Source organism: Kitasatospora sp. NPDC056076, assembly GCF_042266305.1.
In the GTDB taxonomy this organism is placed as follows: domain Bacteria; phylum Actinomycetota; class Actinomycetes; order Streptomycetales; family Streptomycetaceae; genus Kitasatospora.
The window spans coordinates 41,344-68,121 of record NZ_JBHJWG010000052.1 but is presented as its reverse complement, the minus strand read 5'-3'; the positions used below and the strand labels follow the sequence as shown (position 1 = coordinate 68,121).

26 protein-coding genes and 1 riboswitch are annotated in these 26,778 nt (G+C 75.4%); of the genes, 12 read left to right on the top strand and 14 right to left on the bottom strand.

The window, feature by feature from the left end:
- Window positions 1–186: 186 nt before the first annotated feature.
- The gene (locus ACFC1T_RS32425; protein ID WP_375894609.1) at window positions 187–879 is read right to left on the bottom strand and encodes a transcriptional regulator; all 693 of its coding nucleotides are present in this window, start codon (window positions 877–879) and stop codon (window positions 187–189) included.
- 193 nt (window positions 880–1,072) lie between these two features.
- Window positions 1,073–1,204, top strand: a riboswitch (cobalamin riboswitch).
- 98 nt (window positions 1,205–1,302) lie between these two features.
- Here ACFC1T_RS32425 and ACFC1T_RS32420 point away from each other — a divergent pair.
- The 7 genes from ACFC1T_RS32420 to ACFC1T_RS32390 all read left to right on the top strand — a co-directional run bounded on the left by ACFC1T_RS32420 (window position 1,303) and on the right by ACFC1T_RS32390 (window position 8,964).
- Window positions 1,303–2,268 (top strand): cobalamin biosynthesis protein, encoded by a 966-nt coding sequence (locus tag ACFC1T_RS32420; protein WP_375894607.1) that lies wholly within the window; start codon window positions 1,303–1,305, stop codon window positions 2,266–2,268.
- Complete coding sequence (locus ACFC1T_RS32415; RefSeq protein ID WP_375894605.1) at window positions 2,265–3,779, top strand: cobyric acid synthase; 1,515 nt, start codon at window positions 2,265–2,267, stop codon at window positions 3,777–3,779. Before ACFC1T_RS32420 ends, ACFC1T_RS32415 begins: the two co-directional genes overlap by 4 nt.
- The gene (locus ACFC1T_RS32410; protein WP_375894602.1) at window positions 3,776–5,863 is read left to right on the top strand and encodes a putative cobaltochelatase; all 2,088 of its coding nucleotides are present in this window, start codon (window positions 3,776–3,778) and stop codon (window positions 5,861–5,863) included. Before ACFC1T_RS32415 ends, ACFC1T_RS32410 begins: the two co-directional genes overlap by 4 nt.
- 6 nt (window positions 5,864–5,869) lie before the next feature.
- Window positions 5,870–6,475 (top strand): cob(I)yrinic acid a,c-diamide adenosyltransferase, encoded by a 606-nt coding sequence (gene cobO / locus ACFC1T_RS32405; RefSeq protein WP_375894599.1) that lies wholly within the window; start codon window positions 5,870–5,872, stop codon window positions 6,473–6,475.
- Between the two features lie 4 nt (window positions 6,476–6,479).
- Window positions 6,480–7,853 carry a cobyrinate a,c-diamide synthase gene (locus tag ACFC1T_RS32400; protein WP_375894597.1) on the top strand — a complete coding sequence of 458 codons (1,374 nt, stop codon included), beginning with the start codon at window positions 6,480–6,482 and terminating at the stop codon, window positions 7,851–7,853.
- Window positions 7,854–7,878: 25 nt separating this feature from the next.
- Window positions 7,879–8,421 (top strand): AAA family ATPase, encoded by a 543-nt coding sequence (locus ACFC1T_RS32395; protein ID WP_375894595.1) that lies wholly within the window; start codon window positions 7,879–7,881, stop codon window positions 8,419–8,421.
- Window positions 8,422–8,487: 66 nt separating this feature from the next.
- Window positions 8,488–8,964, top strand: coding sequence for an OsmC family protein (locus ACFC1T_RS32390; RefSeq protein ID WP_375894593.1), 477 nt, complete (start codon window positions 8,488–8,490; stop codon window positions 8,962–8,964).
- A gap of 103 nt (window positions 8,965–9,067) precedes the next feature.
- On the opposite strand, the gene ACFC1T_RS32385 is transcribed toward ACFC1T_RS32390, so the two are convergent.
- The 3 genes from ACFC1T_RS32385 to ACFC1T_RS32375 all read right to left on the bottom strand — a co-directional run bounded on the left by ACFC1T_RS32385 (window position 9,068) and on the right by ACFC1T_RS32375 (window position 12,183).
- Window positions 9,068–9,580, bottom strand: a complete 513-nt coding sequence (locus ACFC1T_RS32385) for a hypothetical protein (RefSeq protein WP_375894590.1) — start codon at window positions 9,578–9,580, stop codon at window positions 9,068–9,070.
- Window positions 9,581–9,832: 252 nt separating this feature from the next.
- Window positions 9,833–11,524: a serine/threonine-protein kinase gene (locus ACFC1T_RS32380; protein ID WP_375894588.1), complete on the bottom strand. Its 1,692-nt coding sequence runs from the start codon at window positions 11,522–11,524 to the stop codon at window positions 9,833–9,835.
- Window positions 11,525–11,583: 59 nt separating this feature from the next.
- The gene (locus ACFC1T_RS32375) at window positions 11,584–12,183 is read right to left on the bottom strand and encodes a TetR/AcrR family transcriptional regulator (protein WP_375894585.1); all 600 of its coding nucleotides are present in this window, start codon (window positions 12,181–12,183) and stop codon (window positions 11,584–11,586) included.
- Window positions 12,184–12,311: 128 nt separating this feature from the next.
- Here ACFC1T_RS32375 and ACFC1T_RS32370 point away from each other — a divergent pair, with 128 nt between their 5' ends.
- Both ACFC1T_RS32370 and ACFC1T_RS32365 read left to right on the top strand, forming a co-directional pair.
- On the top strand, window positions 12,312–13,493 hold the full coding sequence (locus tag ACFC1T_RS32370) for an FAD-dependent monooxygenase (protein WP_375894583.1): 1,182 nt from the start codon (window positions 12,312–12,314) through the stop codon (window positions 13,491–13,493).
- 230 nt (window positions 13,494–13,723) lie between these two features.
- Window positions 13,724–14,380 carry a class I SAM-dependent methyltransferase gene (locus ACFC1T_RS32365; RefSeq protein ID WP_375894580.1) on the top strand — a complete coding sequence of 219 codons (657 nt, stop codon included), beginning with the start codon at window positions 13,724–13,726 and terminating at the stop codon, window positions 14,378–14,380.
- Window positions 14,381–14,387: 7 nt separating this feature from the next.
- Here ACFC1T_RS32365 and ACFC1T_RS32360 read toward each other — a convergent pair whose 3' ends face one another.
- Both ACFC1T_RS32360 and ACFC1T_RS32355 read right to left on the bottom strand, forming a co-directional pair.
- A complete protein-coding gene (locus tag ACFC1T_RS32360) occupies window positions 14,388–14,840 on the bottom strand; it encodes a hypothetical protein (RefSeq protein WP_375894577.1) in 453 nt (150 codons plus the stop codon).
- Between the two features lie 76 nt (window positions 14,841–14,916).
- Complete coding sequence (locus ACFC1T_RS32355) at window positions 14,917–15,426, bottom strand: MarR family winged helix-turn-helix transcriptional regulator (RefSeq protein WP_375894574.1); 510 nt, start codon at window positions 15,424–15,426, stop codon at window positions 14,917–14,919.
- Between the two features lie 138 nt (window positions 15,427–15,564).
- Between ACFC1T_RS32355 and ACFC1T_RS32350 the strand changes: the two genes are divergently transcribed.
- On the top strand, window positions 15,565–16,524 hold the full coding sequence (locus ACFC1T_RS32350; RefSeq protein ID WP_375894571.1) for an EamA family transporter: 960 nt from the start codon (window positions 15,565–15,567) through the stop codon (window positions 16,522–16,524).
- A gap of 70 nt (window positions 16,525–16,594) precedes the next feature.
- On the opposite strand, the gene ACFC1T_RS32345 is transcribed toward ACFC1T_RS32350, so the two are convergent.
- From ACFC1T_RS32345 to ACFC1T_RS32330, 4 genes are all read right to left on the bottom strand, one after another.
- Complete coding sequence (locus ACFC1T_RS32345) at window positions 16,595–17,500, bottom strand: hypothetical protein (protein WP_375894568.1); 906 nt, start codon at window positions 17,498–17,500, stop codon at window positions 16,595–16,597.
- A gap of 96 nt (window positions 17,501–17,596) precedes the next feature.
- Window positions 17,597–18,631, bottom strand: a complete 1,035-nt coding sequence (locus ACFC1T_RS32340) for a TolB family protein (protein ID WP_375894565.1) — start codon at window positions 18,629–18,631, stop codon at window positions 17,597–17,599.
- Window positions 18,628–19,959, bottom strand: coding sequence for an MFS transporter (locus ACFC1T_RS32335; RefSeq protein ID WP_375894562.1), 1,332 nt, complete (start codon window positions 19,957–19,959; stop codon window positions 18,628–18,630). The genes ACFC1T_RS32340 and ACFC1T_RS32335 overlap by 4 nt, the downstream gene beginning before the upstream one ends.
- 5 nt (window positions 19,960–19,964) lie before the next feature.
- Window positions 19,965–20,900 (bottom strand): alkaline phosphatase family protein, encoded by a 936-nt coding sequence (locus ACFC1T_RS32330; RefSeq protein WP_375894559.1) that lies wholly within the window; start codon window positions 20,898–20,900, stop codon window positions 19,965–19,967.
- A gap of 274 nt (window positions 20,901–21,174) precedes the next feature.
- On the opposite strand from ACFC1T_RS32330, the gene ACFC1T_RS32325 reads away from it, so the two are divergent.
- Complete coding sequence (locus ACFC1T_RS32325) at window positions 21,175–22,617, top strand: cobalamin biosynthesis protein (RefSeq protein ID WP_375894556.1); 1,443 nt, start codon at window positions 21,175–21,177, stop codon at window positions 22,615–22,617.
- Window positions 22,614–23,675, top strand: a complete 1,062-nt coding sequence (cobC, locus tag ACFC1T_RS32320) for an Rv2231c family pyridoxal phosphate-dependent protein CobC (protein ID WP_375894553.1) — start codon at window positions 22,614–22,616, stop codon at window positions 23,673–23,675. Before ACFC1T_RS32325 ends, cobC begins: the two co-directional genes overlap by 4 nt.
- Here cobC and ACFC1T_RS32315 read toward each other — a convergent pair.
- Genes ACFC1T_RS32315 through ACFC1T_RS32300 form a run of 4 tightly spaced genes read right to left on the bottom strand, consistent with a single transcriptional unit; the run spans window position 23,641 to window position 26,703 of the window.
- Window positions 23,641–24,480 carry an MOSC domain-containing protein gene (locus ACFC1T_RS32315; protein WP_375894551.1) on the bottom strand — a complete coding sequence of 280 codons (840 nt, stop codon included), beginning with the start codon at window positions 24,478–24,480 and terminating at the stop codon, window positions 23,641–23,643. The genes cobC and ACFC1T_RS32315 overlap by 35 nt on opposite strands.
- Complete coding sequence (locus tag ACFC1T_RS32310) at window positions 24,474–25,022, bottom strand: hypothetical protein (RefSeq protein ID WP_375894548.1); 549 nt, start codon at window positions 25,020–25,022, stop codon at window positions 24,474–24,476. Before ACFC1T_RS32310 ends, ACFC1T_RS32315 begins: the two co-directional genes overlap by 7 nt.
- Window positions 25,019–25,555 (bottom strand): hypothetical protein, encoded by a 537-nt coding sequence (locus tag ACFC1T_RS32305; RefSeq protein ID WP_375894546.1) that lies wholly within the window; start codon window positions 25,553–25,555, stop codon window positions 25,019–25,021. The genes ACFC1T_RS32310 and ACFC1T_RS32305 overlap by 4 nt, the downstream gene beginning before the upstream one ends.
- 41 nt (window positions 25,556–25,596) lie before the next feature.
- Window positions 25,597–26,703, bottom strand: a complete 1,107-nt coding sequence (locus ACFC1T_RS32300; protein WP_375894543.1) for an LLM class flavin-dependent oxidoreductase — start codon at window positions 26,701–26,703, stop codon at window positions 25,597–25,599.
- Window positions 26,704–26,778 lie beyond the last annotated feature (75 nt).

The following is a 26,778-nucleotide window of genomic DNA, read 5'->3' as shown; positions in this document are numbered from 1 at the left end:
GCTGGGCGCCGTGGGCGGTCTGAAAATCACCCGCAACGCCCCTCTCCGCACCCACCCCCTCCACCGCCCCCTCCCGCAGCGCGTCCCTCTCGCCTTGGGCGGGTGGTGGGGGGAGGGGGGTGGTGGGGGCGCGGGGCGTTGCCCGCGCGCCCGTGCAGGTGGGTTTCCGGCTCCTTGCGGTGCCGGTCAGACGGGGATGGTGGGGTGGTGGGTGCTGAGGAGGTGCCAGAAGCGGGGGGTGAGGGGTGGGGTGGGGGTGGTGGGGTGGGTGGTGGTGCCCCAGTGGGAGGGGATGTGGTGTTCCTGGTGGAGGACGGGGAGGACGGCGGCGAGGTCGGGTTCGGGGACGGGGACGAGGCGGGCGATCGGGCGGAGGTGGGGTTGCCAGCGGCCGGCCACGCACTGGCGGAGCAGGGCGTCGAGGGCCTCGCGGCGGCCGGTGGCCTCGACGAGTTCGGTGAGGCGCAGGCCTAGGACCTGGGCGAGGGCGTGGGTCTGGTCCGGGTCGCCGTCCCAGTCGCCGGTCAGTTCGGCCTGGCGGTAGGTGGGCAGGGGGATGCCGACCCGTTCGGCGACGGTTTCCGGGGGGAGTTCCCGGGCGAGGCGGTGGTCGCGCAGGCTGACGGGGTGGCCGGGCATCAGGGCGGCGGCCGGGCACCAGAGGGCGCGGGCCAGGGCGATGAACTCGGTCTCGCCGGGGCGCAGCACGCCGTCCTCCCAGGCGAGGACGTGGCCGGGCAGCAGTCGGACGCCGTGTGCGGCCATGCCCTCGGCGACCTGCTCGGGGGTCAGCCCGAGGCCGGTTCGGTGGGCCCGGGCGGCCTCCGGCGAGAACGGCACCGGGGCGGGGGCGGCGACGGGGGGCTTTCTGCGGCGCATGGCCGAACCGTAGGCGTGGCCTGCGGCGCGGCCCCAGCCGCCGAACGCACGAAGCGGGGGCGCCGGGCTCTCGGTGGTACTGGGCGATCGCACAGGGCGGGGGCGGGTGCGTCGTGTGACCAACCCCTCCGTGACCTCGGTTGACTCCCGGTTCGGGCGCGTGATGGGATCCTGGGGCCAAACGGAGGCATGGAGAGGAAGCCGGTGCGAGTCCGGCGCGGTCCCGCCACTGTCACCGGGGAGCACGCTCGGAAAGTGCCACGGCGGACCGTCAGGGGCCGTTGGAAGGCCCGGGGGTGCGTCGGACCCGGAAGCCAGGAGACTCTCGCCCCCGGTACGTCGATCCAGGGCGCGGACCCTGAGTGAGGACACCCACGCGATGCAGGCTGCCCCGCCCGGTTGGATCCCCGGCTTCTCGATGCTGTGCGCCCGCTGACCCGGGCCGCGGCCTTCGCGGTGGGCGCGCTCGTGGGCTACGCCGCCGACGCCCGGTACGCCGACCCGCGCCGCGGCCACCCCGTCGCCCTGTTCGGCACGGCCGCGGGGCGGCTGGAGCGGCGGCTGTGGCGCGACGACCGGGCAGCCGGTGCCGGGTACACCGCGGTGTGCGTGGGTGCGGTCGCGGCCGGCGCGCTCGCCCTGGACCGTACGGTCGGGCGCCGTCCGCTGGGCCGGGCCGCGTTGGCGGCGGCGGCGACCTGGACGGTGCTCGGCGGCACCTCGCTGACCCGGGAGGCCCGCACCGTCGGACGCTCGCTGGCCGCGGGCGACCTGACGGCGGCCCGGGAGCGGCTGCCGCACCTGTGCGGGCGGGATCCGAGTGCGCTGGACGGGCAGCAGATCGCCCGGGCGGTGGTCGAGTCGGTGGCCGAGAACACGGCGGATGCCGTGGTGAACGCACTGGCCTGGGGTGCCCTGGCGGGCACGCCGGGGCTGCTGGCGTTCCGCGCGGTGAACACCCTGGACGCCATGGTGGGCCACCGCTCGCCCCGCTACGCCCGCTTCGGCTGGGCCTCGGCCCGGCTGGACGACGTGGCGGGCTGGCCGGGCGCCCGGCTGACGGCCCTGCTGACGGTGGCCGCCGCGCCCGAGCCCCGGACCGCCTGGCGGGTCTGGCGCCGGGACGGCTCCGCGCACCCGAGCCCGAACGCGGGCCAGGCCGAGTCGGCCTTCGCGGGGGCGGTCGGGGTGCGGCTGGGCGGGACGTTGCAGTACGGGGAGCGGGTGGAGCACCGGCCCGTCCTGGGTGCGGAGTTGCGGCCGGTGACGGTGGACGACATCGAGCGGGCCTGCACGCTGTCCCGGCGGGTGGGCGCGCTGGCGCTGGGTACGACGGTCGCGGGGCACGTCCTGCTGCGCATGCTGATGAGGAAGAGGGGTGGGGCATGAGCAAGGCACTGCTGGTCGCGGGGACGACCTCGGACGCGGGCAAGAGCGTGGTGACGGCCGGGATCTGCCGGTGGTTGGCCCGCCAGGGCGTGCGGGTGGCACCGTTCAAGGCGCAGAACATGTCGCTGAACTCCTTCGTCACCGCCGACGGAGCCGAGATCGGCCGCGCCCAGGCGATGCAGGCGCAGGCCGCCCGGGTGGAGCCGGAGGCGGCGATGAACCCGGTGCTGCTCAAGCCGGGCGCGGACGGCCGCAGCCAGGTGGTGCTGCTGGGCAGGCCGGTGGCCGAGGTGGGTGCGCTGGACTACCGGGAGCGCAAGCCCGTCCTGCTGGAGCGCGCGCTGGAGTGCCTGGCCGATCTGCGCGCCCGCTACGACGTGGTGGTGTGCGAGGGCGCCGGCTCCCCCGCCGAGATCAACCTGCGCGACCGGGACATCGCCAACATGGGCCTGGCCACGGCCGCCGCGCTGCCGGTGGTGGTGGTCGGGGACATCGACCGCGGCGGGGTGTTCGCGGCGATGTACGGGACGCTGGCGCTGCTGTCGGCGGAGGACCAGCGGCACGTGGCCGGCTGGTTCGTCAACAAGTTCCGCGGTGACGCCCGGCTGCTGGCGCCCGGGCTGGAGATGCTGCACGAGCTGACCGGCCGTCCGGTGCTGGGCACGCTGCCGATGCTGCCGGGCCTGTGGCTGGACGCCGAGGACTCGCTGGACCTGTCCACCGTGGTGGACCGGGTGGACGGGCGCGGGCCGCTGGGGGCGGACGTGCTGCGGGTCGCCGTGGTGCGCTTCCCCCGCTTGTCGAACTTCACCGACCTGGACGCGCTGGCCCAGGAGCCGGGCGTGCTGGTGCGCTGGGCGACCCGGCCGGAGGAGCTGGCCGACGCCGACCTGGTGGTGCTGCCCGGCACCCGGGCGACCGTGGCGGACCTCGCCTGGCTGCGTGAGCGCGGCCTGGAGCCGGCGTTGAAGGCGCGGGCGGCGGCCGGGCGGCCGGTGCTCGGGGTGTGCGGCGGCTACCAGATGCTGGCGCACTCGATCGAGGACGAGGTCGAGTCGAAGGCCGGTGTGGTCGACGGACTCGGGCTGCTGCCGACCCGGGTGCGCTTCGGCGTCGAGAAGGTGCTGGCGCGGCCGGTCGGCGAGGCGTACGGGCAGCGGGTGGAGGGGTACGAGATCCACCACGGGGTGGTGGCCGTCGAGGGGGGCGTTCCCTTCCTGGACGGTTGCCGGGTCGGCTCGGTCTGGGGCACCACCTGGCACGGCGCGCTGGAGAACGACGGCTTCCGCCGTGAACTCCTGCGCGAGGTCGCCGACTTGGCCGGCCGGGCGTTCGTAGCGGCGCCGGACACCTCGTTCGCCGTGGCACGCGAGGCCCGGTTGGACCGGCTGGGCGACCTGATCGAGGAGCACGCGGACACCGACGCGTTGTGGAAGCTGATCGAGGGCGGGGTGCCGGCGGCCGGATCGCTGCCGTTCCTCCTGCCCGGAGCACCTGGGAGTGACGCATGAGTGAGGTCCGCTATCCGTTCACCGCGATCGTCGGGATGGCCGACCTGCGGCTCGGGCTGCTGCTGAACGCGGTCTCCCCGGCCGTGGGCGGCGTGCTGGTGCGCGGCGAGAAGGGCACCGCCAAGTCGACCATGGTGCGCGCGCTGGCCGGGCTGCTGCCCGCCATCGCCGTCGTGGACGGCTGCCGGTTCGCCTGCGACCCGGCCGGGCCGGACCCGCAGTGCCCGGACGGCCCGCACGCCACCTTCGGGAGCCACCAACGGCCGTCGCAGCTGGTCGAGTTGCCGGTCGGCGTGGCCGAGGACCGGATCGTCGGCTCGCTCGACCTGGAGCGCGCGCTGGCCGAGGGCGTCAAGGCGTACGAGCCCGGCCTGCTCGCCAAGGCGCACCGCGGCGTGCTGTACATCGACGAGGTGAACCTGCTCCAGGACCACGTGGTGGACCTGCTGCTGGACGCCGCCGCGATGGGCCGCTCCTACGTCGAGCGCGAGGGCGTGTCGGTGCGGCACGCGGCGCGGTTCCTGCTGGTCGGCACCATGAACCCGGAGGAGGGCGAGCTGCGGCCGCAGCTGCTCGACCGCTTCGGCCTGACCGTCGAGATCGCCGCCACCCGGGAGCCGGCCGAGCGTGCCGAGGTGGTCCGGCGCCGGCTCGCCTACGACGCCGATCCGGCCGGTTTCGCCGACCGGTTCGCGGCGGAGGAGCGGGAGCTGGCCGAACACATCACCGCGGCGCGGGAGTTGCTCCCGAAGGTCGAGCTGACGGATGTGGCGCTGCGTCAGATCACGGCGGTGTGCGCCGCGTTCGAGGTGGACGGACTGCGCGCGGACATCGTGATGGCCCGCACCGCGGTCGCGCTGGCCGCCTGGGCCGGGCGGACGGAGGTGCTGGAGGAGGACGTCCGCAAGGCCGCCCAGCTCGCCCTGCCGCACCGGCGCCGCCGCAACCCCTTCGACGCCCCGGGGTTGGACGAGGAGCAGCTGGACCGCACACTGGAGGAGCACGCCCAGCCGGAGGAGCCGGAGGTCGAGCCGGATCCGGAGCCGGAGAGTGACGGGCCGGAGCCCGACGGGGACGGTCCGGACGGCGGCGGTGACGGCGGCCCGGGTGACGGCGGCCCCGACGGCGGCGGTGCGCCCGAGCCGGCCGACGGCGCGGCCCCGGAGCCCGCGACCACGGACACCGAGCTGCCCGAGCCGCAGCCCGTACCGGCCCAGCACCCCTCCCCCGCCCGGGAGTCGGCGCCGGTCGCGGCCGGGGACCCGTACCGGACGCGGCTGTTCACCGTGCAGGGCACCGGCCACGGCGCCCAGGGCCGCCGCTCCCCCGCCGAGACCACCGGCGGGCACACCGTCCGGGCCCGCCGCCCGCAGGGCGCGCTCAGCCGGCTGCACCTGACCGCGACCCTCCAGGCCGCCGCGCCGCACCAGGTGGCGCGCGGGCGGGCCGGCCGGGCGCTGGTGCTGCACAAGGACGACTTCCGCGAGCAGGTGCGTCAGGGACGGGAGTCCAACCTGGTGCTGTTCGTGGTGGACGCCTCCGGCTCGATGGCCGCCCGGCAGCGGATGACCGCCGTCAAGGGCGCGGTGCTGTCGCTGCTGATGGACGCCTACCAGCGCCGGGACAAGATCGGCATGATCACCTTCCGCGGCGCGGACGCCGAACTGGCCCTGCCGCCCACCTCCTCGGTGGAGGTCGGCGCCGCCCGGCTGGAGACCCTGCCCACCGGCGGGCGCACCCCGCTGGCGGCCGGCCTGCTGCGCGCCCACGAGGTGCTGCGGGTCGAGCGGCTGCGCGACCCGAACCGGCGCCCGCTGCTGGTCGTGGTGACCGACGGCCGGGCCACCGGCGGGCGGGACGCGCTCGCCCGCTCCCAGCGGGCGGCCACCCTGTTCGCCGCCCAGGGCACCGCGAGCGTGGTGCTGGACTGCGAGTCCGGGCCGGTCCGGCTGGGCCTGGCCCGCACCCTGGCCGGGCTACTCGGCGGCAGCGCCGTCAGCCTGGACGAGCTGCGCGCGGAGGGCGTGGCCTCGCTCGTCCGCGCCAACCGACCCGTCTCCACCTCGATCCGAAAGGCGGCCTGAGCCGACATGCCCAAGGGTGTCCCCGAGAGCGTTCCCGACGACGGCCTGACGACCCGTCAGCGCCGTACCCAGCCGATCACCGCCGTGCACACCGGCCCCGGGAAGGGCAAGTCCACGGCCGCCTTCGGCATGGCGCTGCGGGCCTGGAACCAGGGCTGGTCGGTCGGGGTGTTCCAGTTCGTGAAGTCCGCCAAGTGGAAGGTCGGCGAGGAGAACGCGCTGCGCGTGCTCGGCGCCTCCGGCGAGGGCGGCACCGTCGACTGGCACAAGATGGGCTCCGGCTGGTCCTGGATCCAGCGCTCCGCCGAGCAGGAGATGACCAGCGAGGAGGCGGCCAAGGAGGGCTGGGAGCAGGTCAAGCGCGACCTCGCCGCCGAGACCTACCGCTTCTACGTGCTGGACGAGTTCACCTACCCGATGCACTGGGGGTGGATCGACCCGGAGGAGGTCGTCGCGGTGCTCCAGGACCGCCCCGGCAGCCAGCACGTCGTCATCACCGGCCGGTACGCGCCCGAGGCGCTGACCGGGGTCGCCGACCTGGTCACCGAGATGACCAAGGTCAAGCACCCCATGGACGCCGGCCGCAAGGGCCAGCGCGGTATCGAGTGGTGACCTCTTGAACAACGTCCCCCGCCTCGTCGTCGCGGCGCCCTCCTCGGGCGCCGGCAAGACCACCGTCGCCACCGGCCTGATCGCGGCGCTCGCCGCGCGCGGGCTGGCGGTGTCGCCGCACAAGGTCGGCCCCGACTACATCGACCCGGGCTACCACGCGCTCGCCGCCGGGCGCCCGGGCCGCAACCTGGACGCCTTCATGTGCGGGCCGGAGCGGATCGCGCCGCTGTTCCTGCACGGCGCGGCGGGGGCGGACGTCGCCGTGGTCGAGGGCGTCATGGGCCTGTTCGACGGGGCCTCCGGGCGCGGGGAGCTGGCCTCCACCGCGCACGTCGCCAAGCTGCTGCGGGCCCCCGTGGTGCTGGTGGTGGACGGCTCCTCGCAGTCCCGCTCGGTGGCCGCGCTGGTGCACGGCTTCGCCTCCTGGGACCCGCAGGTGCGGCTCGCCGGGGTGATCCTCAACCGGGTCGCCTCCGACCGGCACGAGCACCTGCTGCGCGAGGCCCTGGAGGAGGGCTCCGGGGTGCCCGTGCTGGGCGCGCTGCGCCGCTCGGCGGCGGTGGCCACGCCGTCCCGGCACCTCGGGCTGATCCCGGCGGTGGAGCGCTCGGCGGAGGCCTTGCAGGCCGTTGCCGACATGGGCTCCCTGGTGGCGGCTTCGGTCGATCTGGACGCCGTACTGGAACTCGCCCGTACCGCACCGGAGTTGGACGCCGAACCGTGGGATGCCTCGGCGGAGGTCACGCCGGTCGGCGGGCGGCCGCGGATCGCGGTGGCGGGCGGTGCGGCCTTCTCGTTCTCGTACGCCGAGAACGCCGAGCTGCTCGGCGCGGCGGGTGCGGAGGTCGTCCCGTTCGACCCGCTGCACGCCTCGATGCTGCCCGAGGGCACCGCCGGACTGGTCATCGGCGGCGGCTTCCCCGAGCTGTACGTCCGGGAGTTGAGCCGGAACGCCGAACTGCGGCGGGCCATCGCCGACTTCGCGGCGGCGGGCGGCCCGATCGCCGCCGAGTGCGCCGGACTGCTCTACCTGGGACGGGAGTTGGACGGACTGCCGATGTGCGGCGTACTGGACACCGACGCCCGGATGACCGAGCGGCTCACCCTCGGCTACCGGGAGGCCGTCGCCCTGCACGACTCCCCGCTCGCCCCGGCGGGCACCCGGCTGCGCGGGCACGAGTTCCACCGGACGGTCTGCGAACCGGGCGCCGGCGAACACCCCGCCTGGGGCTGGCGCCTGCCGACCGGGCCGCGGACGGAGGGGTTCGCGGGCGGCAACGTCCACGCCTCGTACCTGCACCTGCACTGGGCCGGGGCACCCGGGGTGGCGGAGTCGTTCGCGGGAGCGGCGGCGGCGTTCAATTCCGGGGCGTCCTGAGGGCCCTCCTCCTTAGGATGCGCGCATGGATGTGATCGTTCTCAACGGCGGCTCCAGTTCCGGGAAGTCGAGCATCGCCCGGCGCTTGCAGGAGCTGCTCCCGGGGCCGTGGCTGCACCTCGGCGCGGACACCATGGTGGAGGCGCTGCCGCCGTGGCTGCTCGGCGGCGAGGAGGGCATCGGCGGCCTGACGGACGGGGACGGCACGGTGGAGGTCGGGCCGGCCTTCGCCCGGCTGGACGCCGCCTGGACGCTCGGCGTGGCCGCGATGGCCCGGGCCGGGGCCCCGGTCCTGGTCGACGAGGTGTTCCTCGGCGGCGCCGCCTCCCAGCAGCGGTGGCGCGCGGCGCTGGACGGCCTGGAGGTGCTCTGGGTCGGCGTGCGCTGCGACCCGGCGGTGGCCGCGGCCCGCGAGGCCGCGCGCGGCGACCGGGTCGCCGGGATGGCCGCCGCCCAGGCGTCGGCGGTGCACGAGGGCGTCGCGTACGACCTGGTGGTCGACAGTTCGCAGGCCTCGGTGGCGGACTGCGCCGACGCCGTCCTCGCCCGTGTCGCGGCCGCCGGATGAGCCCCGCGCGGGCGGCCCGTTGCGGTTGACTGTCCGGGGACACCCCCTTCCCACGGAGGCACCCCCATGGCCAGGCAGTACGAGTACAGCGCCGAGCTCCACTGGACCGGCAACCGGGGCACCGGCACCAGCGACTACCGGGCCTACTCCCGCGACGTCGAGGTGTCGGTCGAGGGCCTGCCGGGCATCCTCGGCTCCGCCGACCCCGCCTTCCACGGTGACCCGGCCCGCTGGAACCCGGAGCAACTGCTGCTGGTCTCGCTCGCCCAGTGCCACCTGCTGTCGTACCTGCACCAGTGCGCGGTGAACGGGGTCGTGGTGACCTCGTACGCGGACCGGCCGGCGGGCACCATGACCGTGACCCAGGAGGGCGTGCGCTTCACCTCGGTGGTGCTGCACCCGCGGGTCGAGGTCGCCGAGCCGGGGATGGTGGAGCGGGCCCTCGGCCTGCACGGGGCGGCGAACCGGGGCTGCTTCATCGCCAACTCGGTGAACTTCCCGGTGCGGCACGAGGCCGAGGTGACGGTGGGCGTCGCGGGCTAGCCGCTGGTCTGCGGCTGGTAGGGCCGGGTGCGTTTCGACCCGCACACCACGCACCCCTCGACCCGGCAGCGGGGTCGAGGGGCGCGGGGTGCGGTCCGGGCGGTCAGCTGAAGGAGACCTCGTAGACCTCGGCGCTGCGGGGGGTGAAGCGGGCGGTGCCGGTGAGGCCCTCATAGGCGAGCGTGCCGCCGGTGACGATCGCGTCGAACTCCTGGAGTGCAGCGCCCGCATGGGCGATCGGCCGCACACTGGTGAGGGCGATCTGCTTGCCGTCGTCGTACTTGATCACGGTGCTGCAGAGATGCTGGTCCTGGGTCGAGCCGACCTGGTCCTTGACGCAGTTGCCGTAGGCGGTGCCGACCTGGTTCCCGTTCACGTCCTTGACCTTGGCGCGGTTGCCGTAGGGGACGCCGAGCTTCGGAGTCCCGGACAGGGTGTCGGAGCCGGTGTAGTCGAACTCGACGTCCGGCACGTTCGCCGCCCTGGTCGAGCGGTGGGTGCCGGCCTGGGGCTGGGTGTCGGCCACGGCCGGCATGCTCAGCGCGGCGACCACGCCGACGGTGAGCGCCGCGGCGGCCAGGGCGAGGGAGCTCTTGACGGTGATGGGTCGCTGCAACGGAGTCTCCGAGGTCGGTTCCGGGATGGCCTCGTGGCCGGGGCGCATCCCATCACACCCACCGGTCGATGACTACGATCCGTGATCGCGTGTGTTGATCCGGGTGAAACGGCTGCTTCCCTGGTGAGACACGGGCCGGTCGTTCGTGAGCGGATGTTTCGTGCCGCCCGAACGGCCCGGCCGCTACCCGGACGGCCGACCGGAAGCCACCCGGGCGGCGCAGCGGTCTGGCCGACCGACCCCGGGCCCGGGTCAGAGCGCCAGCGTCTGCCAGCCGCGGGTGATCTGCTCGTGGACGGCCGCCTGATCCGGCGTCGTCGACCGGGCCACCGCGAGCGCAGCCAGCAGCGCCGTGCCGTCCGCCGGGCGGGCGGCCGGGTCGATGGCCAGGGCACGGGCGACGACGGCCGCGAGCCTCGGGTCGAGGGCCTGGACCGCCGCCAGGGCGGCGGGCTCGGGCCCGCTCTCCACGATCCGGCGGATCACCGCGCCCGTGTTGGTCGCCGCGAACGGGCTGACGCCGTACGCCGCGCAGACCACGCAGCACGCCCAGGCCCACACGTCGGCCGCCGGGCCGGGCCGCTCGTCGCCGAACTGCTCCGGCGCCATGTACGTCAGGGTGCCCGGGCCGCCGCCGGTGGCGGTCAGCCGGGTGCCGTCCACGATCGCCGCGATGCCGAAGTCCAGCAGGCGCGGGCCGGCCGTGGTCAGCATGATGTTGGCGGGCTTGAGGTCCCGGTGCACCAGGCCGAGCCGGTGCACCCCGGAGAGCGCCACGGCCAGCGCCAGGGCCAGGGCGTTCAGCGCCTCGGCGGAGCGGATCGGGCCCTGTTCGCGCAGATGGGCGTCGAGCGGGCGCCCGTCCAGCAACTCCATGGCCAGGTACGGGCGACCGGCGTCCACACCGGTGTCGAGCACCCGGGCGGTGTAGGCACCGGGGACCATCGCCAGCACCTCGGCCTCGCGCTGGAAGCGGCGCAACAGGTCGCCCTCGGCGAGGAGTTCGGGGTTGATGGTCTTGAGCGCGACCTGGGTCGCGGAGCCCTGGCGCTGGGCGAGGTAGACCGTGCCCATGCCGCCGGAGCCGATCCGGCCGAGCAGTTGGTAGCCGCCGATCGTCCGGGGCTCGTGCGCGCCCAGCGGACTGCCGACGGGCGGGACGGACGCCACCGGCGGCACCACGGGCGGCACCACGGGCGGCATCGGCGGGGCGGGCGGGGCCGGCGGGGTGAACTGCGGGGGGACGTAGGGGCCCTGCGGCGGCTGGGCGGTGGGCGCGTACGGGTTCTGCGCGTCCAGGTACGCCTGGAACGCCTGGGCAGCACCGGCCTCCGGGGCACTCCCCGGCTCCGCCCCGACCTGCCTGGGCCTGCGGCTCACGAAGTGGGCGACGAGCTGGAACACCAGGGCCGGGACGACCAGGGCGGCCGGCAGGACGAACACCGCGAGCACCGCGCGGACCACCAGCAGGCCGACGATCCGGGCCTGGGTCGCACCGGCCGACCAGATCTGCGGAGGCAGGTCAGCGGTCAGCAGCCTGCGCTGGGTCAGGTAGCCGAGCAGCAGGCAGAGCAGCAGACCGAGGACGAAGACGGCGATGTACACCGTGCGCATCAGGTCGAAGTCCGTGTGCGTCGGGTAGGCGAGGTACCTCGCATTGGAGGGCTGGAACGGCTGCCCCAGCCCCTTGAAGACCATGCTGCCCGCGACGTTGGCGGACAGGAAGACCATCACCCCGGCGATGCCCAGCAGGCCCAGCACCAACTCGCCGACGGTGGCGCCGACCCCGCCCGGCGCGCCCGCGCTCGCATCCGCGCCGGTCGCGGCCAATGCCCTTCGGCGCGTGGCCGTTTGGGCACGCACCAGCACCGGCAGCGTCGCCATCCGCAACAGCAGCGCCGCACCGATCATGAGCAGTACGACGACGTCCAGCGTGCTCAGCATGCTTCCCCCTGGCTGATCGAGCACACGGAGTATAGGGCCGATGCGGCCCGCGGGCGGAGCTACCGGTCCAGCAGGGCGCCGAGGTAGCGGTCGATCTCCGCGCGCAGCTCCTCCGGCATCGGCACGTGCCAGTGCCCGCTGCCCGCGGTCGCGTTGAACAGCACTCCGTCGCACCAGCGGATCAGCCGGCGGGCGTCGCCCTCGGGGTCGGTGGAGCCGGCGGCGGCGAGCAGGACAGCGCCGAGCTCGGCGAAGCGGGCGCCCAACCGGTCGTAGACGACGCGCAGTTCGGGCCGGCGGGTGGCCTCCAGGGCGAGTTCCAGGCGGGCCAGGGTGAGCCTGCGGCCGCTGGTGAGCGCCTGGAACAGCACCTCGGCGCCGACCTCGGCCAGCAGCGCACGGGCCGGTGCGGCCGCCCGGGGGCGCTCGCCCTCGGTGAAGACCGGGTGGTCGACGGTCTCCCGCTCGACGATCCGGGTGAGCACGAGTTCCAGCAGGGCGGCCCTGGTCCGGGCAAGGTTGGAGGTCGAGCCGGCGGGCAGGCCGGCGGCGTCGTCCACGGCGCGGTGGGTGAGTCCGCGCAGGCCGGCCTCGGCGATCAGGTCGATGGCGGCGTCGGCGATCAGGGTCGGGCGCGGGGGCGTCATGGGTCCGATCATGGCCTTTCCTCGGGGACTACCCAACTCACTACAGCCGTAGTTTACGGCCCACTACATGTGTAGTACGGTGCCGAGCAGTGGCCACTACAGCTGTAGTGGCCGAGAGCGTGGGAGAACAGGAGCCCCCCATGGGCCAGCACCAGGCGATCGTCATCGGCGGCGGCATCGGCGGCCTCACCGCCGCCCTCGCCCTCCACCGGCAGGGCGTCCCCGTCACCGTCCACGAACGCGCCGCGAACCTGGAACCCGTCGGCGCCGGACTCGCCCTCGCCCCCAACGCCCTGCGCGCCCTCGACCTCCTCGGCGTCGGCCCCCGGCTGCGCGCCCGCGCCACCGACCACCCCGCCGTCGGCATCCGCCACCCCTCCGGCCGCTGGCTCGTCCGCACCACCAGCGCCGCCGTCCGGGCCCGCTTCGGCGACTCCGTCGCCGCCGTCGCCCGTGCCGAGGTCATCGCCGCCCTGGTCGACGCGCTGCCCGAAGGCACCGTCCGCACCGACTCCCCCGCCACCGTCACCGACCCCGGCGACCACCACCGGCCCGCCGTCGTCCGCACCCGCGAGGGCGACCGGGCGGCCGCCCTGGTCGTCGCCGCCGACGGCATCCACTCCGCCACCCGCAGCCTGCTCTTCCCCCACCACCCCGGCCCGCGCTACAGCGGATTCACCACCTGGCGCGCCATCGTCACGCCCGGGGCCCGTCTTCGACCGGCCGCCGCCGGCGAGGTCTGGGGCCCCGGCCGCCTCGCCGGGATCGTCCCGCTCGCCGAGGACCGGGTCTACGTCTACGGCGCCGCCCTCGCCCCGGCCGGCGCCCGCGCCGGCGACGAAGCGGCCGAACTCCGGCGGCTCTTCGGCGACTGGTGCGCCCCCGTCCCCCAGCTGTTCGCCCTCGCCGAACCGGACCGGCTGCTCCGCAACGACGTCCGGGAACTCGCCGACCCCCTGCCCGCCCACCACCACGGCCGGGTCGCCCTCCTCGGCGACGCCGCCCACGCGATGTGCCCCTTCCTCGGCCAGGGCGCCTGCCAGGCCATCGAGGACGCCGTCGTCCTCGCCTCGCTGCTCACCCCCGCCGGCGACCCCGCCACCGCCCTCCCCGCCTACACCGCCGCCCGCCTCCCCCGCACCACCGCCGTCGTCACCGCCTCCCGCCGCACCGGCAGCCTGGTCGCCCTCCGCACCCCCGCCGCCACCCTCCTGCGCACCACCGCCCTCACCCTGGCCGGCCTCCTCCCCGCCCGCACCCTCCTCGGCCGCACCGGCACCCTCTACGACTGGCAGCCCCCCGCCCTCCACCCGGCGGCCTGAGGATCTCGGCGGCACTGGACGACTACCAGCACGGCACCGCGCGACGCCCACCCCGGGACCGTCAGTGGCCACGGGACCAGCAACTCGCCGCCCACCGTGAACTTCCCCCGCGATAAGCCAAGTTCACGATGGAACTCCGGCCCGCCCACGGCGACCGCCGCGACGGGGACCACGACTGGCGCGGGTGGAGCCGGGCCGGATTGTCAGTGGGGATCGGGAGGATGGGCGGCATGACGGACTCAGGGCGGGCCATCCCCGACTACTGGGACGCGGCCGCGGCGGTCTTCGACGAGGAGCCGGACCACGGGTTGCGGGCGCCGGTGGTGCGGGAGGCGTGGGCGCGGCGGGTGCGGGGGTGGTTGCCGGGCGGGGCGGTGGAAGTGCTGGATGTCGGGTGCGGGACGGGGTCGTTGGCCGAGTTGGTGGCGGCGGACGGGCACCGGGTGACGGGGGTGGACCTGGCGCCGCGGATGGTCGCGCGGGCCCGGGCGAAGCTGGCGGCGGCCGGGCTGGCCGGGCGCTTCCTGGTGGGGAACGCGGGTGCGCCGCCGGTGCGGGAGAGCGGCTTCGACGTGCTGCTGTCGCGGCACCTGGCCTGGACCCTGCCCGACCCGGAACGGGCGCTGCGCGCCTGGGTGCGGCTGCTGCGCCCGGGCGGGCGGCTGGTGCTGGTCGAGGGGCGCTGGCGCGAGGCGGGCGAGCAGGCGGCCCCGTACGTCGCCGGGGCGGAGCGGCTGCCCTGGGGCGGCGGCGTGGGCGCCGACGAACTGGCCGCGGCGGTCCGCCCGTTGGTCGCGGAGCTGCGTGTCGAGCCGCTCACCGGGGACGCGGCCCTGTGGGGCGGCCCGGTGACGGACGAGCGCTACGCGCTGGTCGCAATCACCTGACGGATCTTCACCAGCCGCTCCCGAAGGTCCCGTTGATCGGGTCGCTGCGGTGGCAGGCGGGGCAGCGGAGGCGGGTGTAGATCGCCACCGTGCCCATGCAGACGTCCTCGCGGCCGTCGAGCGGGGAGGCCGACCGGGCCGGCTCGCCGCAGTCCGCGCAGCGGCGGTGGGGGCGGGCGGTGATCGAGCAGGCGCGGCAGACCAGGTGGGTGGGGTGCTCGGCGTGGACGACGACGGGCTGCGGGCCGCCGTGCAGCAGGTGGTCGCACCAGGTGCAGGACTCGTCCTCCTGTGCGGCGAGCATCCGCTCCCTGGTCTCCCGCTGCCACTTGGCCGCGTTCTGCAGCGGCACCTGCACCGGCGGCCCCCACCCGGCGGCGGCGAGCCACTGGGCGCCCTCCGCCCCGGCGGCCCGCAGCTGGTCGTCGACGGCGATGTCCCTGGGGGTCCTGTGCTTCATCGGCCTTCTCCTCCGGCGCGTCGTCCCGATGGGTTAACGCGGCCGGGAGGTGGTGGTCACGCGAACGACCCGGCGGTCAGCCCAGCGGCTCGGTGTCGCCGTGGGCGACGAGGAGCTTGCGGAGCAGGGTGTCGAGCTGGGCGCGCTCGTCGGCGTCGAGGGCGGTAAGGAGGCTCTCCTCGTTGCTGATGTGGCCGGGGAGGGCGGCGTCGATGAGGTCCTTGCCGGCCGGGGTGAGGCGGACCAGGACGGCGCGGCGGTCGGTGGGGCAGGGGTTGCGCTCGACCAGGCCCTTGGCGGAGAGCTTGTCGACCCGGTTGGTGATGGCGCCGGAGGTGACCATGGCGGACTTGAGCAGGGCGCGGGCGTTGAGTTCGTAGGGCTCGCCGGAGCGGCGGAGGGTGGCGAGGACGTCGAACTCGGAGGGGTCCAGCCCGCAGGTGAGGAAGTACTCGCGCAGGGCGTTGTCGACCCGGACGTTGAGCCGCCGCAGCCGGCCGATCAGGGCCATCGCCTCCAGCGGCAGGTCGGGGCGGTTCCTGGCCCACTGCTCGGCGATGTCGTCGACGGTGTCGCGCTGCTGCATGCTCTGTCATCTCCCTCGGACGGCCGGGCTGCTGCCGGTGCAGATATCTTAACATTCACATACTTGACGTTCGCCGATCCCGGGCGTAGAAATATCTCAACGTTCAGATAGTCAACGTTGAGGGGATTGGGAACCGCCATGGACCGCAAGCGCGCAGGGATCGCCGTCACAGCCGCACTCGCCCCGGCCGCCTGGGGCACCACCTACCTGGTCACCACCCAGCTGCTGCCCGAGGGCCGCCCGCTGCTGCTCGCCGCGCTGCGGGCGCTGCCCGCCGGGCTGCTCCTGCTGCTGATCGGCCGCAAGCTGCCCAAGGGGCGCTGGTGGGGGCGCGCGGCGGTGCTCGGGATGCTCAACATCGGACTGTTCTTCCCGCTCACCTTCGTCGGCGCCTACCGCCTGCCCGGCGGCGTGGCGGCCACCATCGGGGCGATCCAGCCGCTGCTGGTCGCCGGGCTCTCGGTCGGGGTGCTCCGGGTCCGGCCCGGGCGGCGGGCGCTGCTCGCCGGACTGGTCGGGGTCGCCGGGGTGGCGCTGCTGGTGCTCAAGAGCGGCGCGAAGCTGGACGGCATCGGCATCGCCGCGATGGTCACCGCGATCGGCCTGATGGCCACGGGCACCGTGCTGACCCGCCGCTGGGGCCGCCCGGAGGGCGCCACCATGATCGACCTCACCGCCTGGCAGCTGCTGGCCGGCTCGGTCTTCCTCGTCCCGCTGGCGGCCCTGGTCGAGGGCGCGCCGCCGGCCCTGAGCACCGCCAACCTGGCGGGCTTCGCCTACCTCGGGCTGCTCAGCACCGCGCTCGGCTACGTGCTGTGGTTCCGCGGCATCGAGCGGCTCGGCGCCGGTCCGGTGTCCTTCCTGGGGCTGGTCAACCCGGTGGTGGCCACCGTCGGCGGCCTGGTGGTGCTCGGCCAGACGCTCACCCCGTGGCAGGTGCTGGGGCTGGTGCTGGCGCTCGGCGCGATGCTGATCGGCCAGGCCCCGGCCCGCCGGACCACGCCGGCCCCCGCCTCGCCACTCCCCGCCCCGGCAGCCGCCTCGGCCCGCGTCCCCGCCACCGCCCCCGAGCGCCGGGCACCGGCGGTCGCCCGCTGAGGGCCCGCACCCTGCGCTCCCGTCCCCGCCCCGTCGGCCACCGGCCGGCGGGGCACGGACGTACCCGGGCTCAGCCCGTGGCGCGGATGTAGATGTCGGCGGCGCCCGGCAGTCCGCCCGGGACGGCGGCCACGTAGATCCGGCGGGCCGACGGGGCCCGGGTGGGGACGGCGGACGGGCTGGTGGTGGGCGTCCAGGTCGGGGTGGGGACCGGGTCGGGGGTGCTGTCCTCGGGGACGTGCGCGGTACCGCCCGCGCCGCCGGTGCTTCCGGAGCCGTCCTCGGCCCCGTCGTCCGTACCGGCGTCCGCACCGGCCTCCGGGACGCCGCCCCCGGAGCCGTCCGGGTCGGGATCGGCCGGGGCGGGATCCGCCGCGACGGCCATCGGCGCGACGCCCGCCCCGGGGGCCACCACGGCAGCGGGGGCGGAGGCCGACGCGGACCCCGACGGCACGGGCGAGGGCGCTCCCGACTCCCCCAGCGACCCCGCCACCCCCACCGACCCCGCCGACTCCACCGCAGGCTCCGGCAGCTCCGGCGCCTCGGACGGCTCGTCGCCCCCGAGGGCGGCCGCGAGGTCCGGCGGCAGCGGGGCGGCGGGTCCGGGCGCCGGGAGGTCGTAGGTGCGCAGGAAGTCGCCGAGCCCGGGCTCCTTGCCGCCGCCGAGGCGGTAGTGGAGGTAGGCGACGGGCGCGCCGTCCGAGGTACGGGTGTAGACGGCCCCGACCGGGACGTAGTAGCGGCCCGCGCCTGGGTGCTGGGAGGGGTGGAGGCCCGCCAGCCGTTCGGCGCGGTCCCGGTCGGTCTCCCGCCCGACCCGGCCGACGGTGAGCGCGTTGACGCCGCGCACCATCAGGGCGGCGCCGGCGGACACGCACAGCACGAGTCCGACGGCGACGGTGCGCCGCAGGACCGGTCGGCCGTGCAGGGCGGGCCAGGAGTCGGTGACCACGCGCTCGGGTGGGATGCCGTCCACGGTTGCTCGTTCCCCCGCTTCGATCAGGACGTCCGACCGGCACCTCGGGTCGGGACGTCGCACTCTGCTCGACGTGGGACGCTAGCGGAGAGTTCCTCAGCCCAGGTAGGCGGGGGCGACGGCGGCCTTGGTGACCAGCCGCGGGGCACCGGAGCCGTCGGCCGGGACGGTCCACAGGTCGGCGCCGTAGTCGCCGGGCAGGGCGTACACCAGCGTCCCGGTGTCGGACCAGAGCGCCTGGTCGTCGATGTTGCGCTGCTCGGCGGTGGCGGTCTCGGTGCCGGTCGCGAGGTCCAGGACGTACAGCCGCCAGGGGGCGTCGGGCGACAGGCCGGGGACGCGCTTCTTGTACGCGATGCGGGTGCCGTCCGGGGAGAGCGAGGGGCACTCGACGTTGTCGTGCAGGGTGGTGAGGGTGCGGGCGGCGAGGTCGCCGCGGACGAGGTGGGTCTGCCCGGAGCTGGCGAGGGTGGCGTAGAAGGTGTTGTCGTCGGCGAAGGTGACGCCCCAGATGTTGACGTCGTGCGCCTGGTACGGGTGGCCGTCCTTGACGACGGCGAAGTCCTCCAGGTTCTCCCGCAGGTTCCAGTCCCGGACGTCGACGATCGAGGTGCGGGTGGAGAAGTCCGAGCCCGCGTAGGAGTCCCCGCTGACGAAGACGGTCCAGGCGGCGAGGTGCCCGGACGGCGAGACCCGGGAGCGGGTGGGGATGCCGGCGGCGGGGAAGGAGCGCCGCTCGTGCAGGTGGTCGTCCAGGACGACGGCGCGGTAGGTGTCGTCGAGCGCGCCGTGCTGGGCCTGGAGGCAGATGCCGGTCCCCGCGGCGGCGTGGAAGCGCAGGCACTGGGTGCCGGAGGCGGTGCGCGGGCCGTCGGGGTGGTCGGCGGGGACGCTGGTGATCTCGTCCCGGTGCGGCCCCCAGGCCATGTTGCGGAAGAGCAACTGTCTTCCGCTGGTCGGCACTCGGAGCGAGACCGGGCCGGGTTCGACGGCCGGCCCGCCGGCCTGGGCGCGGTCCCGTTCGGAGCTGCGGTCGGCGGCGTAGAGGACGGCGCCGGTGCCGACCGCACCGAGCACCAGGACGGCGATCAGCAGCACGAGCACCCGGCTGCGGTTGTTCTGCGGGTTCACGGACTCTCCTCCACGCTCTGCTCCACGACGACGGGTTCCGAACGGCGCAGCACCACCGCCGCGCCGGCCACGCACAGCGCCAGGGCGCCCGCGGACCAGGCGAGGGCGGTCGACCCGCCCACCGCGCTCCACAGCGCGCCGAACAGCAGCGAGCAGGCGAACCGGGCCAGCGCCTGCCCGGTGCCGACCAGGGCGAGCCCGGCGCCGCGCTGGGCGGCGGGGACGGCGTCGGCCGCGGCGGCGGCGAGCACGCCGTCGGTGGCCGCGTAGAAGGAGCCGTGCAGCAGCAGCACGCAGAGCACGGCGGGCAGTCCGCGCAGCGGCGAGAGCAGCAGCCCGTACCCGAGCAGCAGGACCCCGTGGCCGAGCAGGAAGAGGCGGCGGCGCCCGATCCGGTCGGCGAGCGCGCCGAACGGGACGGCGAGCAGCAGGAAGGCGGCCGCGGTGCCCAGCGGCAGCAGCGGGAACAGGGTGACGGACAGGCCGAGCCGGCGCTGGATCAGCAGGTAGAGGAAGGAGTCGCTGACCGTGGTGAGCCCGAGCAGGACGGCGCACAGGGTGAGCCGGCGCAGTCCGGGCAGGCGCAGCAGGGTGAGGCTGCTGCGCAGCGAGGGGGTGGCGGTCGACGGCGCCTCGCCGGTCTGCCGGTTCGGCACGAACAGCAGCAGGATCAGCACGCCGAGCGCCGCGACGCAGGCGCTGACCGTGAACACCGCGTCGTAGCCGTGCCGTTCGCCGCCGTCGGCGAGCAGCGGGCTGCCGGCCAGCCGCAGCACCAGGAAGGCGGTGAGCGGGCCGAGCAGGGCGCCCGCGGTGTCCATCGCCCGGTGCACGCCGAACGCCCGGCCGCGGTGGGCGGGTTCGGTGGCCAGCGAGATCATCGCGTCCCGGGGGGCGGTGCGCAGGCCCTTGCCGGTGCGGTCGACGGCGATGACGGCGCCGATCAGCGGCACGGTGTGGACGAACAGCAGCAGGGGCCGGCACACCGCGGAGAGCCCGTAGCCGACGGCCGCGACGGCCTTGTGCCGGGCGGCCCCGTCGCGGCCGCGGCGGTCGGCGAGGTGGCCGCCGACCAGCCGGACCAGGGCGCTGAACCCGTTCTGGATGCCGTCGAGCAGGCCGAAGCCGAGCGGGGAGAGGCCGAGTCCGGTGAGCAGGTAGAGCGGCAGCACGGCGTTGACCATCTCCGAGGAGACGTCGGTGACCATGCTGACCGCGCCGAGGGCGAGGACCGCCCCCGGCACCGAGCGCAGGGCGGCGCCCCGCCGCACCTGGCCGGTGGCCGGTGCGACGGGGGCCTTCGAGCTGCGGGAGTCCGCGATGTACACGGGCGTCAGTTCCAGATGCCGGTGATGTCGGAGGCCCCGGCGGAGTTGCCGGCGTGGGCGTTGACGCCGGCCAGGTCCTCCAGGGTGTGCAGCACGTCGTAGTGGTTGTACCGGGTGGAGGTGGAGCTGCCGGGGGCGACGTGGGCGCCGTAGACGAGGGTCGGGATGCGGTTGCCCGACAGCTTGTTGTCCTCGTCGAAGGTCACCACCAGCAGGCTGTTGTTGCTCTTGGCCCACTGGGCGTAGGCGTCGAGGTTGTTCTGCAGCCAGGTGTCGCCGGTGCCGACCGAACAGTCGTGCATGTCGTCGCAGAGGTCCGGGGTGACGAAGGAGACCTTCGGCAGGGTGGTGAAGTCGGTCGGGAAGGCGTCCATGCCGTAGGCGGTGGAGGTGGGCACGTTGCCGAAGCCGAACCACGGGTTGTGCTTCTGGGCGTAGTTGTCGACCCGGCAGTCGGTGGCGCCGACCGAGGGCAGGCCCTCGTTGTAGCTGGCCCAGGTCTGGTTGGCGGCGAGCAGCTCGGAGGCGAGGTTGGGCTGCTGCATCGCGCCGACGTCCACGCAGCTGTCGTCCGTGATGCCCTGGGCGCTGCCGGAGAACAGCATGTAGTAGTTGGGCTGGCTGGGGTGGGTGAGCGCGTAGGACTGGGTCAGCGTCGCGCCGCCGGCCGCCAGGGTGTTGTTGAAGTACGGCGCGTTGGAGCTGCCGATCACCTGCGAGTAGGCGTGGTTCTCCATCATCACGACCACGATGTGGTCGGGCGAGGGCAGGGCGGCGGCGGTGTCGGCGGCCGCGTCGCCGCTGGCGGCCCACAGGCCGAGCGAGCCGGCGACCAGGCCGAGGCCGGTGGCGAGGGCGGTGATCGGGCGGAGCCTGCGGCGACGGGCGGGGCGCGGGCCGGCCGTGGGGGTGCCGGGGGTGCGGGGTCGTGCGAAGGCCATGGGGTCCTCCGGGGGTCGGGGCTTCCGGGGCGGGAGCGCCGAGAACAGTAGGATCGCGGCGTGTCGTGTACCGCACAAGAGAAGTGAAGAACAGACGAACAGCTGCGAGGCGGTCCCGGTACGGAGCAACCGGACGCCGGACCACACCGTGCAGGGCAGCTGCCGGGAACCACGGCGCAGGTCACACCCGCCGCGATTGACCCCCCTCCACCGCCCGTGGTGGGATCACGGGGGCCCGCGAGCACCGGGCCGGGGACGGCAAGGAGTGCGGTACGTGATCGGACTGGTCGCCATCTACGGGCCGGGCCGCCCGCTGACCGACGAGCTGCAGGAGCTCTGGCCGGAGAGCAGCCACGCCTACCGGGCCTCGCGCGGCAACTGCGTCCAAGGACCGGAGGCGATGCAGTTCGCCCTCGACCGCCACCGCCAGGTGATCGCCGTCGGATCGCTCGCCGCCGTCGTCGGCCTGCTGACCGACCCCCGCGTCGACGTCCCGCGCGGCGCCGAGGTGCTCTGCGTGGACCCTGGCCGGCGCTGGGTGATCCCGCTGACCCACTCCGACTCCGCGGTGGAGCTGGCCGAGGAGGTGGCCGGCGCCCTCGGCGTCACCCCGGTGTTCACCGGCCCGCTGCCCGCCCCCGGGAGCCCGGCCGACCCCGGGAACCCGCCCGCTCCTGGGAGCCCGGCCGACACCGGGAACCCCCTCGACGTGCTGACCCCGCACGCCGTCCGGTACCGCCGGGCCGGTGCCGGCCAGGCGGCGGAGGCGGCGGCGGACGGCCGGCCGGTCCGGCTGGTCACCGAGGTGGCGTACCCGCTGCCCGCACTGCCCCCGAACGTACGGCCGGACGCGCCCGAGGACGCCCCCGTCCTGCGGGTCACCGACCGCGAGGACCCGGACGGCGAGGACCTCCTGGTCGTCCCGCGCACCCTGGTCGTCGGCATCGGCGCGGGCAGCGGCACCGGATCGGCCGACGCCATGCGCCTGCTGACGGACGTGCTCAAGGAGACCGGCTACCTGCGCTCGGCGATCGCCCGGATCGCCACCGTGACCGGCAAGGCCGACCACCCGGCGGTGCGATGGGCCGCGCGCTGCCTGAACGTGCCGGTCGACGAGCACCCGGCCGAGGCCCTGGCCCGGCTCACCGTGCCGAACCCGTCCGCGGCGGTCGGCACGGCCGTCGGCACCGCGAGCGTCGCCGAGGCGGCGGCCCTGGCCGGCGCCGACGGCGGCGAACTCGTCGTCCCCAAGCGGAAGTCGGCCACGGCCACGATCGCGATCGCCCGGGCGGCGGTGCGCGGCCGGCTGGCGCTGATCGGCCTCGGGCCGGGCGCCCACGACCTGCTGGTGCCGCGCGCGCTGGCCGAGCTGCGCCGCGCCTCGGTGGTGGTGGGCCGGCCGGCGGACGTCGAGGCGGTGGCCGCGCTGCTCCGGCCGGGAACGCGACAGGTCGTACTGCCGGAGCCCGGGACGGTGCGGAACGCCCGGGGCGCGGTACTGGACCGGGCCGGGGTGGCGACCGACCGGGCCGGCCGGGCGGTCGACCCGGCCGGGGCGGCCGCCACCCTCGCCGCGCACGGGCACGCCGTCGCGCTGGTCGCCCTGGGCGACGGCGCCGGGCTCACCGTGCCCGCCGGGGCGTACGAGCTCCTACGGGTGCCCGGCCTGCCCGGCGCGCCCGGCCTGCCCGCCGACACGGACGGGGTCCCCGCATGACCGCCACCGACCGGACCAGCCCCGAGCCCGACCTGCGCCACCACGGCGACGCCGAGGTGCGCGCCGACGGGAGCGGCCTGGTCGACCTCGCCGTCAACGTCCGCACCGGCACCCCGCCCGCCTGGCTGCGCGAGCACCTGGCCGCGACCCTCGGCGCCCTCGCCGCCTACCCCGACCAGGGCGCCGCCCGCGCGGCGGTGGCCGCCCGGCACGGGCGCCCGGTCGAGGAGGTGCTGCTCACCTCGGGGGCCGCGGAGGCCTTCGTGCTGCTCGCCCGAGTTCTGACGGCACGTCACATCGTCGTGGTGCACCCCCAGTTCACCGAGCCGGAGGCCGCACTGCGGGACGCCGGGCACCGGGTGCACCGGGTGCTGCTCTCCCCCGGGGACGGGTTCCGACTGGGCGCCGTCCCCGAGCAGGCGGACCTGGTCGTCCTCGGCAACCCGACCAACCCGACCTCCGTCCTGCACCCCGCCGAAGCCGTCGCCGCGCTCGCCCGCCCCGGGCGCACCCTGGTGGTGGACGAGGCGTTCATGGACACCGTGCCCGGGGAGCGCGAGTCCCTCGCCGCCGCCCGGGACCTCCCCGGCCGGGTCGTCGTCCTGCGCAGCCTCACCAAGACCTGGGGCCTGGCCGGACTGCGGATCGGCTACGCGCTCGGACCGGCGCCGCTGATCGCCGCCCTCGGCGCCGCCCAGCCGCTCTGGCCGGTCTCCACCCCGGCGCTGGCCGCCGCCGAGGTGTGCAGCGGCCCGGCGGCGCTCGCCGAGGCGGACCGGGCGGCCGCCGAACTCACCCTGTGGCGCGACTACTTGGTGAAGGGCCTGGCCGCCTTCCCGACCGTACGGCTGCACGGCGAGCCGGCCGCCTCCTTCGTCCTGGTCCGGCTGCCGGGCGCGGCGGCGGTCCGGGCGCGGCTGCGCGAGCTCGGCTTCGCCGTCCGGCGCGGGGACACCTTCCCCGGCCTGGGCGAGGACTGGCTGCGGATCGCCGTCCGGGACGAGGAGACCACCGACCGGTTCCTCAGCGCCCTGGAGGCGGCGCTGAGTCCAGCCTGACCGGGTCGCCGGTGCGGATCGCCCCCGGCGCCAGCACCTGGGCGTACACCCCCGCGCAGGGCAGCGCCGGCATGCCCGCCAGCGGGACCAGCCGGTTGCGTGCGGCCGGGCCCCGCAGCGCCTCCGTCCGACGCGGCAGCGGGCCGTGCCGCAGGGTGGGGACGGCGCAGCGTGGAGTGGGTGCCACGATGCGCAGCCGCAGGCTCTCCCCGACGGTCAACTCCCGCCCCACCCAGGCGTTCTCGACGAATCCCTCGCCCTCGGTGCGGAGCACCAGGTTCGGCCGGTAGCGCTCCGCCTCGACGCCGAAGGCGAGCAGTGTGGAGCTGGTGATCAGGTGCAGCGGGGCGAAATCGAAGAACCCGCCGTCCGGTGCGGCCCGCCCCAACTCGTTGACGGTCACCGGCACTTCCGCCTCGATCCCGCGCGCCAGCACCTCCTCCGGGACGGCCCGCTCGACCTCCGCGCCGGGCGGGCGCTCGGCGATCAGGGCGAGCTTGCGGCCGAAGGCCTCGGACAGCTCCGCCTCGCCCGCGGCGCGCCCGTCCGGGCCGGTCACCGCCACCCGGCCGTCCGCCGTGGCCGTCGCCGAGTAGTCGAGCAGTCCGGCCCAGCGGTGGGGGTTCTTGGCGCTGGCCACCCGTCCGGTCTCCAGGTCGAGCAGGGCACGCGCCCGGTCCCCGGCCAGGCCCCGCGTGGACACCTCGGCCGCCGGGAGGTCCTCCCCCAGCAGCGACTTGACCGGGTAGCGCCGCAGCCGCTCGACCCGGCCGACCAGCTCGCCCGCGGATCCGCCGCTCAGCACTCCGCGTCCTCCGCCCACTCCCGCAGGGCCGCGAAGTGCAGGTCCCGCAGCCCCGCCCGGGGGTCGACCCAGAGCGGCAGCGCCTCGGCCGGGTGGTGCGCCGCGATCCACTCGATGTCCTGCGGCCCGAGTTCGTCGTCCAGCCAGACGAACGGCCGCCCGGCGGCCCAGGCCACCAGGTCCCTGGTCTTCCAGTGCAGCCCGTCCGGGTCCTCCCCGCCCTCGCCGAACAGGTTGGTCCAGCGGACGTACGGGAGTTCGGGCAGCCCGAGGCGCGGGCCGATGAAGGTGTTCGCCTCGTCCATCCAGGTGGTCGCCCACACCAACTCGTACGGCAGCGCCAGCAGTTCCGGACCGTGCGCCGGATTCAGCCACACCCGCAGCGGCTCGACCTGCTCGCGCGGCTGCGGAGCGTGCCGGGCGACCCAGGACTCGGGCAGCAGCCGGTGGGTGCCGTAGCCCTCGGGGCAGCGGGAGTCCGGTGCGGCGTAGGGGTTGAGCGGCCCGTCCACGTCGATCAGGAGCAACGGCGACCCGGTCATGCGGCGGCCGCCCAGTCCCGCAGGGTCGCGAAGTCGCCGGCGAGCATGCCGACCCGGGGGTTGACGTGCAGGGTGAGCGCCGGGCCCGGGTGGTGCGCCGCGATCCACTCGGCGTCCTGCGGCCCGAGTTCGTCGTCGACCCAGACGAACGGCCGCCCGGCGGCCCAGGCCACCACGTCCTTCGTCTTCCAGTGCAGCCCGTCCGGGTCCTCGCCGAACAGCTCCGTCCAGCGGACGTAGGGGAGTTCGGGCAGCCCGAGGCGCGGGCCGATCAGGGCGTTCGCCTCGTCCATCCAGGTCGTCGCCCACACCAACTCGTACGGCAGCGCCAGCAGTTCCGGCCCGTGCGCCGGGTTCAGCCACACCCGCAACGGCTTCGCCTCGCCGTCGGCGGAGCGCCTGGTCTGCCGATCGGCCCACCAGGTGGGCATCAGCTCGTGCGTCCGGTAGCCGTCCGGCCGCCGCAGCCTCGGCGCGGCGTAGGGGTTGAGGGGTCCGTCCACGTCGAGGAGGAGCAGCGGCTGTCGAGTCATGCCGTGAATTCTCCGGCGGGCGACCGGGATTGACCAGTGGTTTACCCCGCCTGCGGTCGGCGCCACAGGCCGCGGGCGGCCAGCAGCGGCAGGACCCCCTCGCCGAACCAGTAGGCCTCCTCCAGGTGCGGCATGCCCGACAGCACGAACTCGTCGATCCCCAGCTCGTGGTACTCGGTGATCAGGTCGGCGACCTCCCGGTGGCTGCCCACCAGCGCGGTGCCCGCCCCGCCGCGGAGCAGCCCGATGCCGGCCCACAGCCCCGGGTGCACCTCCAGCCGCTGCGCCGAGCCGCCGTGCAGCGCGAGCATCCGCCGCTGCCCCTCCGACTCGCTCTCGGCGAGGGCCCGTTGGGTCTCCCGGACCCGCCCCGGGTCCATGCCGGCGAGCAGCCGTTCGGTCTCCGCCCAGGCCTGCGCGGAGCTGTCCCGGGTGATCACGTGCAGGCGGATCCCGAACCGCACCGTCCTGCCCCGGGCGGCGGCCAGCTCACGGATCCACCCGATCTTCTCCCGGACCTGGGCGGGCGGTTCGCCCCAGGTCAGGTAGACGTCGGCGGAGCGGGCCGCGACCTCGCCGGCCGCCGGGGAGGAGCCGCCGAAGTACACCGGCGGCACCGGGTCGGGCAGCCGGGTCAGGCGCGCCCGCTCGACCCGCAGGTGGGGGCCGTCGTGGTCGACGGTCTCCCCCGCCCAGAGCCGCCGGGTGATGTCCAGGAACTCCCCGGTGCGGGCGTAGCGGGCGTCCTTGTCCAGGAAGTCCCCGTAGGCCCGCTGTTCGGCGGACTCGCCGCCGGTCACCACGTTGAGCAGCAGCCGCCCGCCGGACTGCCGCTGGTAGGTCGCGGCCATCTGCGCCGCCAGCGTGGGGCTGAGCTGCCCGGGCCGGAACGCCACCAGGTACTTCAACCGCTCGGTCACCTGGGTCAGCATCGCGGTGGTCAGCCAGGCGTCCTCGCACCAGGCACCGGTCGGCGTGAGCGCCCCCTCGAAGCCCAACTGCTCGGCACTGCGGGCGATCTGGCCCAGGTAGCCGATGCTCGGCGGCCGGTCGGAGCCGGCCGTCCCGGGCGTCGAGCCGTGCCCGCCGCCGACGATCTGCCGGCTGTCGCCGTTGGTGGGGAGGAACCAGTGGAAGGTGAGAGCCATGGAACGGACACACTCCTGCGGCCGGTGCGGTCTGGGGTCGGTCGGTCCTGCTTCGGTCCTGCTGCTGAGAACTCA

Excerpts from the sequence above, each read along its gene's own strand:
- ACFC1T_RS32305 (WP_375894546.1), bottom strand. The coding sequence starts at position 25,555 with ATGACTCGACAGCCGCTGCTCCTCCTCGACGTGGACGGACCCCTCAAC.
- ACFC1T_RS32415 (WP_375894605.1), top strand. The coding sequence starts at position 2,265 with ATGAGCAAGGCACTGCTGGTCGCGGGGACGACCTCGGACGCGGGCAAG.
- ACFC1T_RS32355 (WP_375894574.1), bottom strand. The coding sequence starts at position 15,426 with ATGCAGCAGCGCGACACCGTCGACGACATCGCCGAGCAGTGGGCCAGG.
- cobO (WP_375894599.1), top strand. The coding sequence starts at position 5,870 with ATGCCCAAGGGTGTCCCCGAGAGCGTTCCCGACGACGGCCTGACGACC.
- ACFC1T_RS32390 (WP_375894593.1), top strand. The coding sequence starts at position 8,488 with ATGGCCAGGCAGTACGAGTACAGCGCCGAGCTCCACTGGACCGGCAAC.
- ACFC1T_RS32375 (WP_375894585.1), bottom strand. The coding sequence starts at position 12,183 with ATGATCGGACCCATGACGCCCCCGCGCCCGACCCTGATCGCCGACGCC.
- ACFC1T_RS32300 (WP_375894543.1), bottom strand. The coding sequence starts at position 26,703 with ATGGCTCTCACCTTCCACTGGTTCCTCCCCACCAACGGCGACAGCCGG.
- ACFC1T_RS32365 (WP_375894580.1), top strand. The coding sequence starts at position 13,724 with ATGACGGACTCAGGGCGGGCCATCCCCGACTACTGGGACGCGGCCGCG.
- ACFC1T_RS32380 (WP_375894588.1), bottom strand. The coding sequence starts at position 11,524 with ATGCTGAGCACGCTGGACGTCGTCGTACTGCTCATGATCGGTGCGGCG.
- ACFC1T_RS32410 (WP_375894602.1), top strand. The coding sequence starts at position 3,776 with ATGAGTGAGGTCCGCTATCCGTTCACCGCGATCGTCGGGATGGCCGAC.
- cobC (WP_375894553.1), top strand. The coding sequence starts at position 22,614 with ATGACCGCCACCGACCGGACCAGCCCCGAGCCCGACCTGCGCCACCAC.
- ACFC1T_RS32425 (WP_375894609.1), bottom strand. The coding sequence starts at position 879 with ATGCGCCGCAGAAAGCCCCCCGTCGCCGCCCCCGCCCCGGTGCCGTTC.
- ACFC1T_RS32370 (WP_375894583.1), top strand. The coding sequence starts at position 12,312 with ATGGGCCAGCACCAGGCGATCGTCATCGGCGGCGGCATCGGCGGCCTC.
- ACFC1T_RS32330 (WP_375894559.1), bottom strand. The coding sequence starts at position 20,900 with ATGGCCTTCGCACGACCCCGCACCCCCGGCACCCCCACGGCCGGCCCG.
- ACFC1T_RS32310 (WP_375894548.1), bottom strand. The coding sequence starts at position 25,022 with ATGACCGGGTCGCCGTTGCTCCTGATCGACGTGGACGGGCCGCTCAAC.
- ACFC1T_RS32395 (WP_375894595.1), top strand. The coding sequence starts at position 7,879 with ATGGATGTGATCGTTCTCAACGGCGGCTCCAGTTCCGGGAAGTCGAGC.
- ACFC1T_RS32360 (WP_375894577.1), bottom strand. The coding sequence starts at position 14,840 with ATGAAGCACAGGACCCCCAGGGACATCGCCGTCGACGACCAGCTGCGG.
- ACFC1T_RS32350 (WP_375894571.1), top strand. The coding sequence starts at position 15,565 with ATGGACCGCAAGCGCGCAGGGATCGCCGTCACAGCCGCACTCGCCCCG.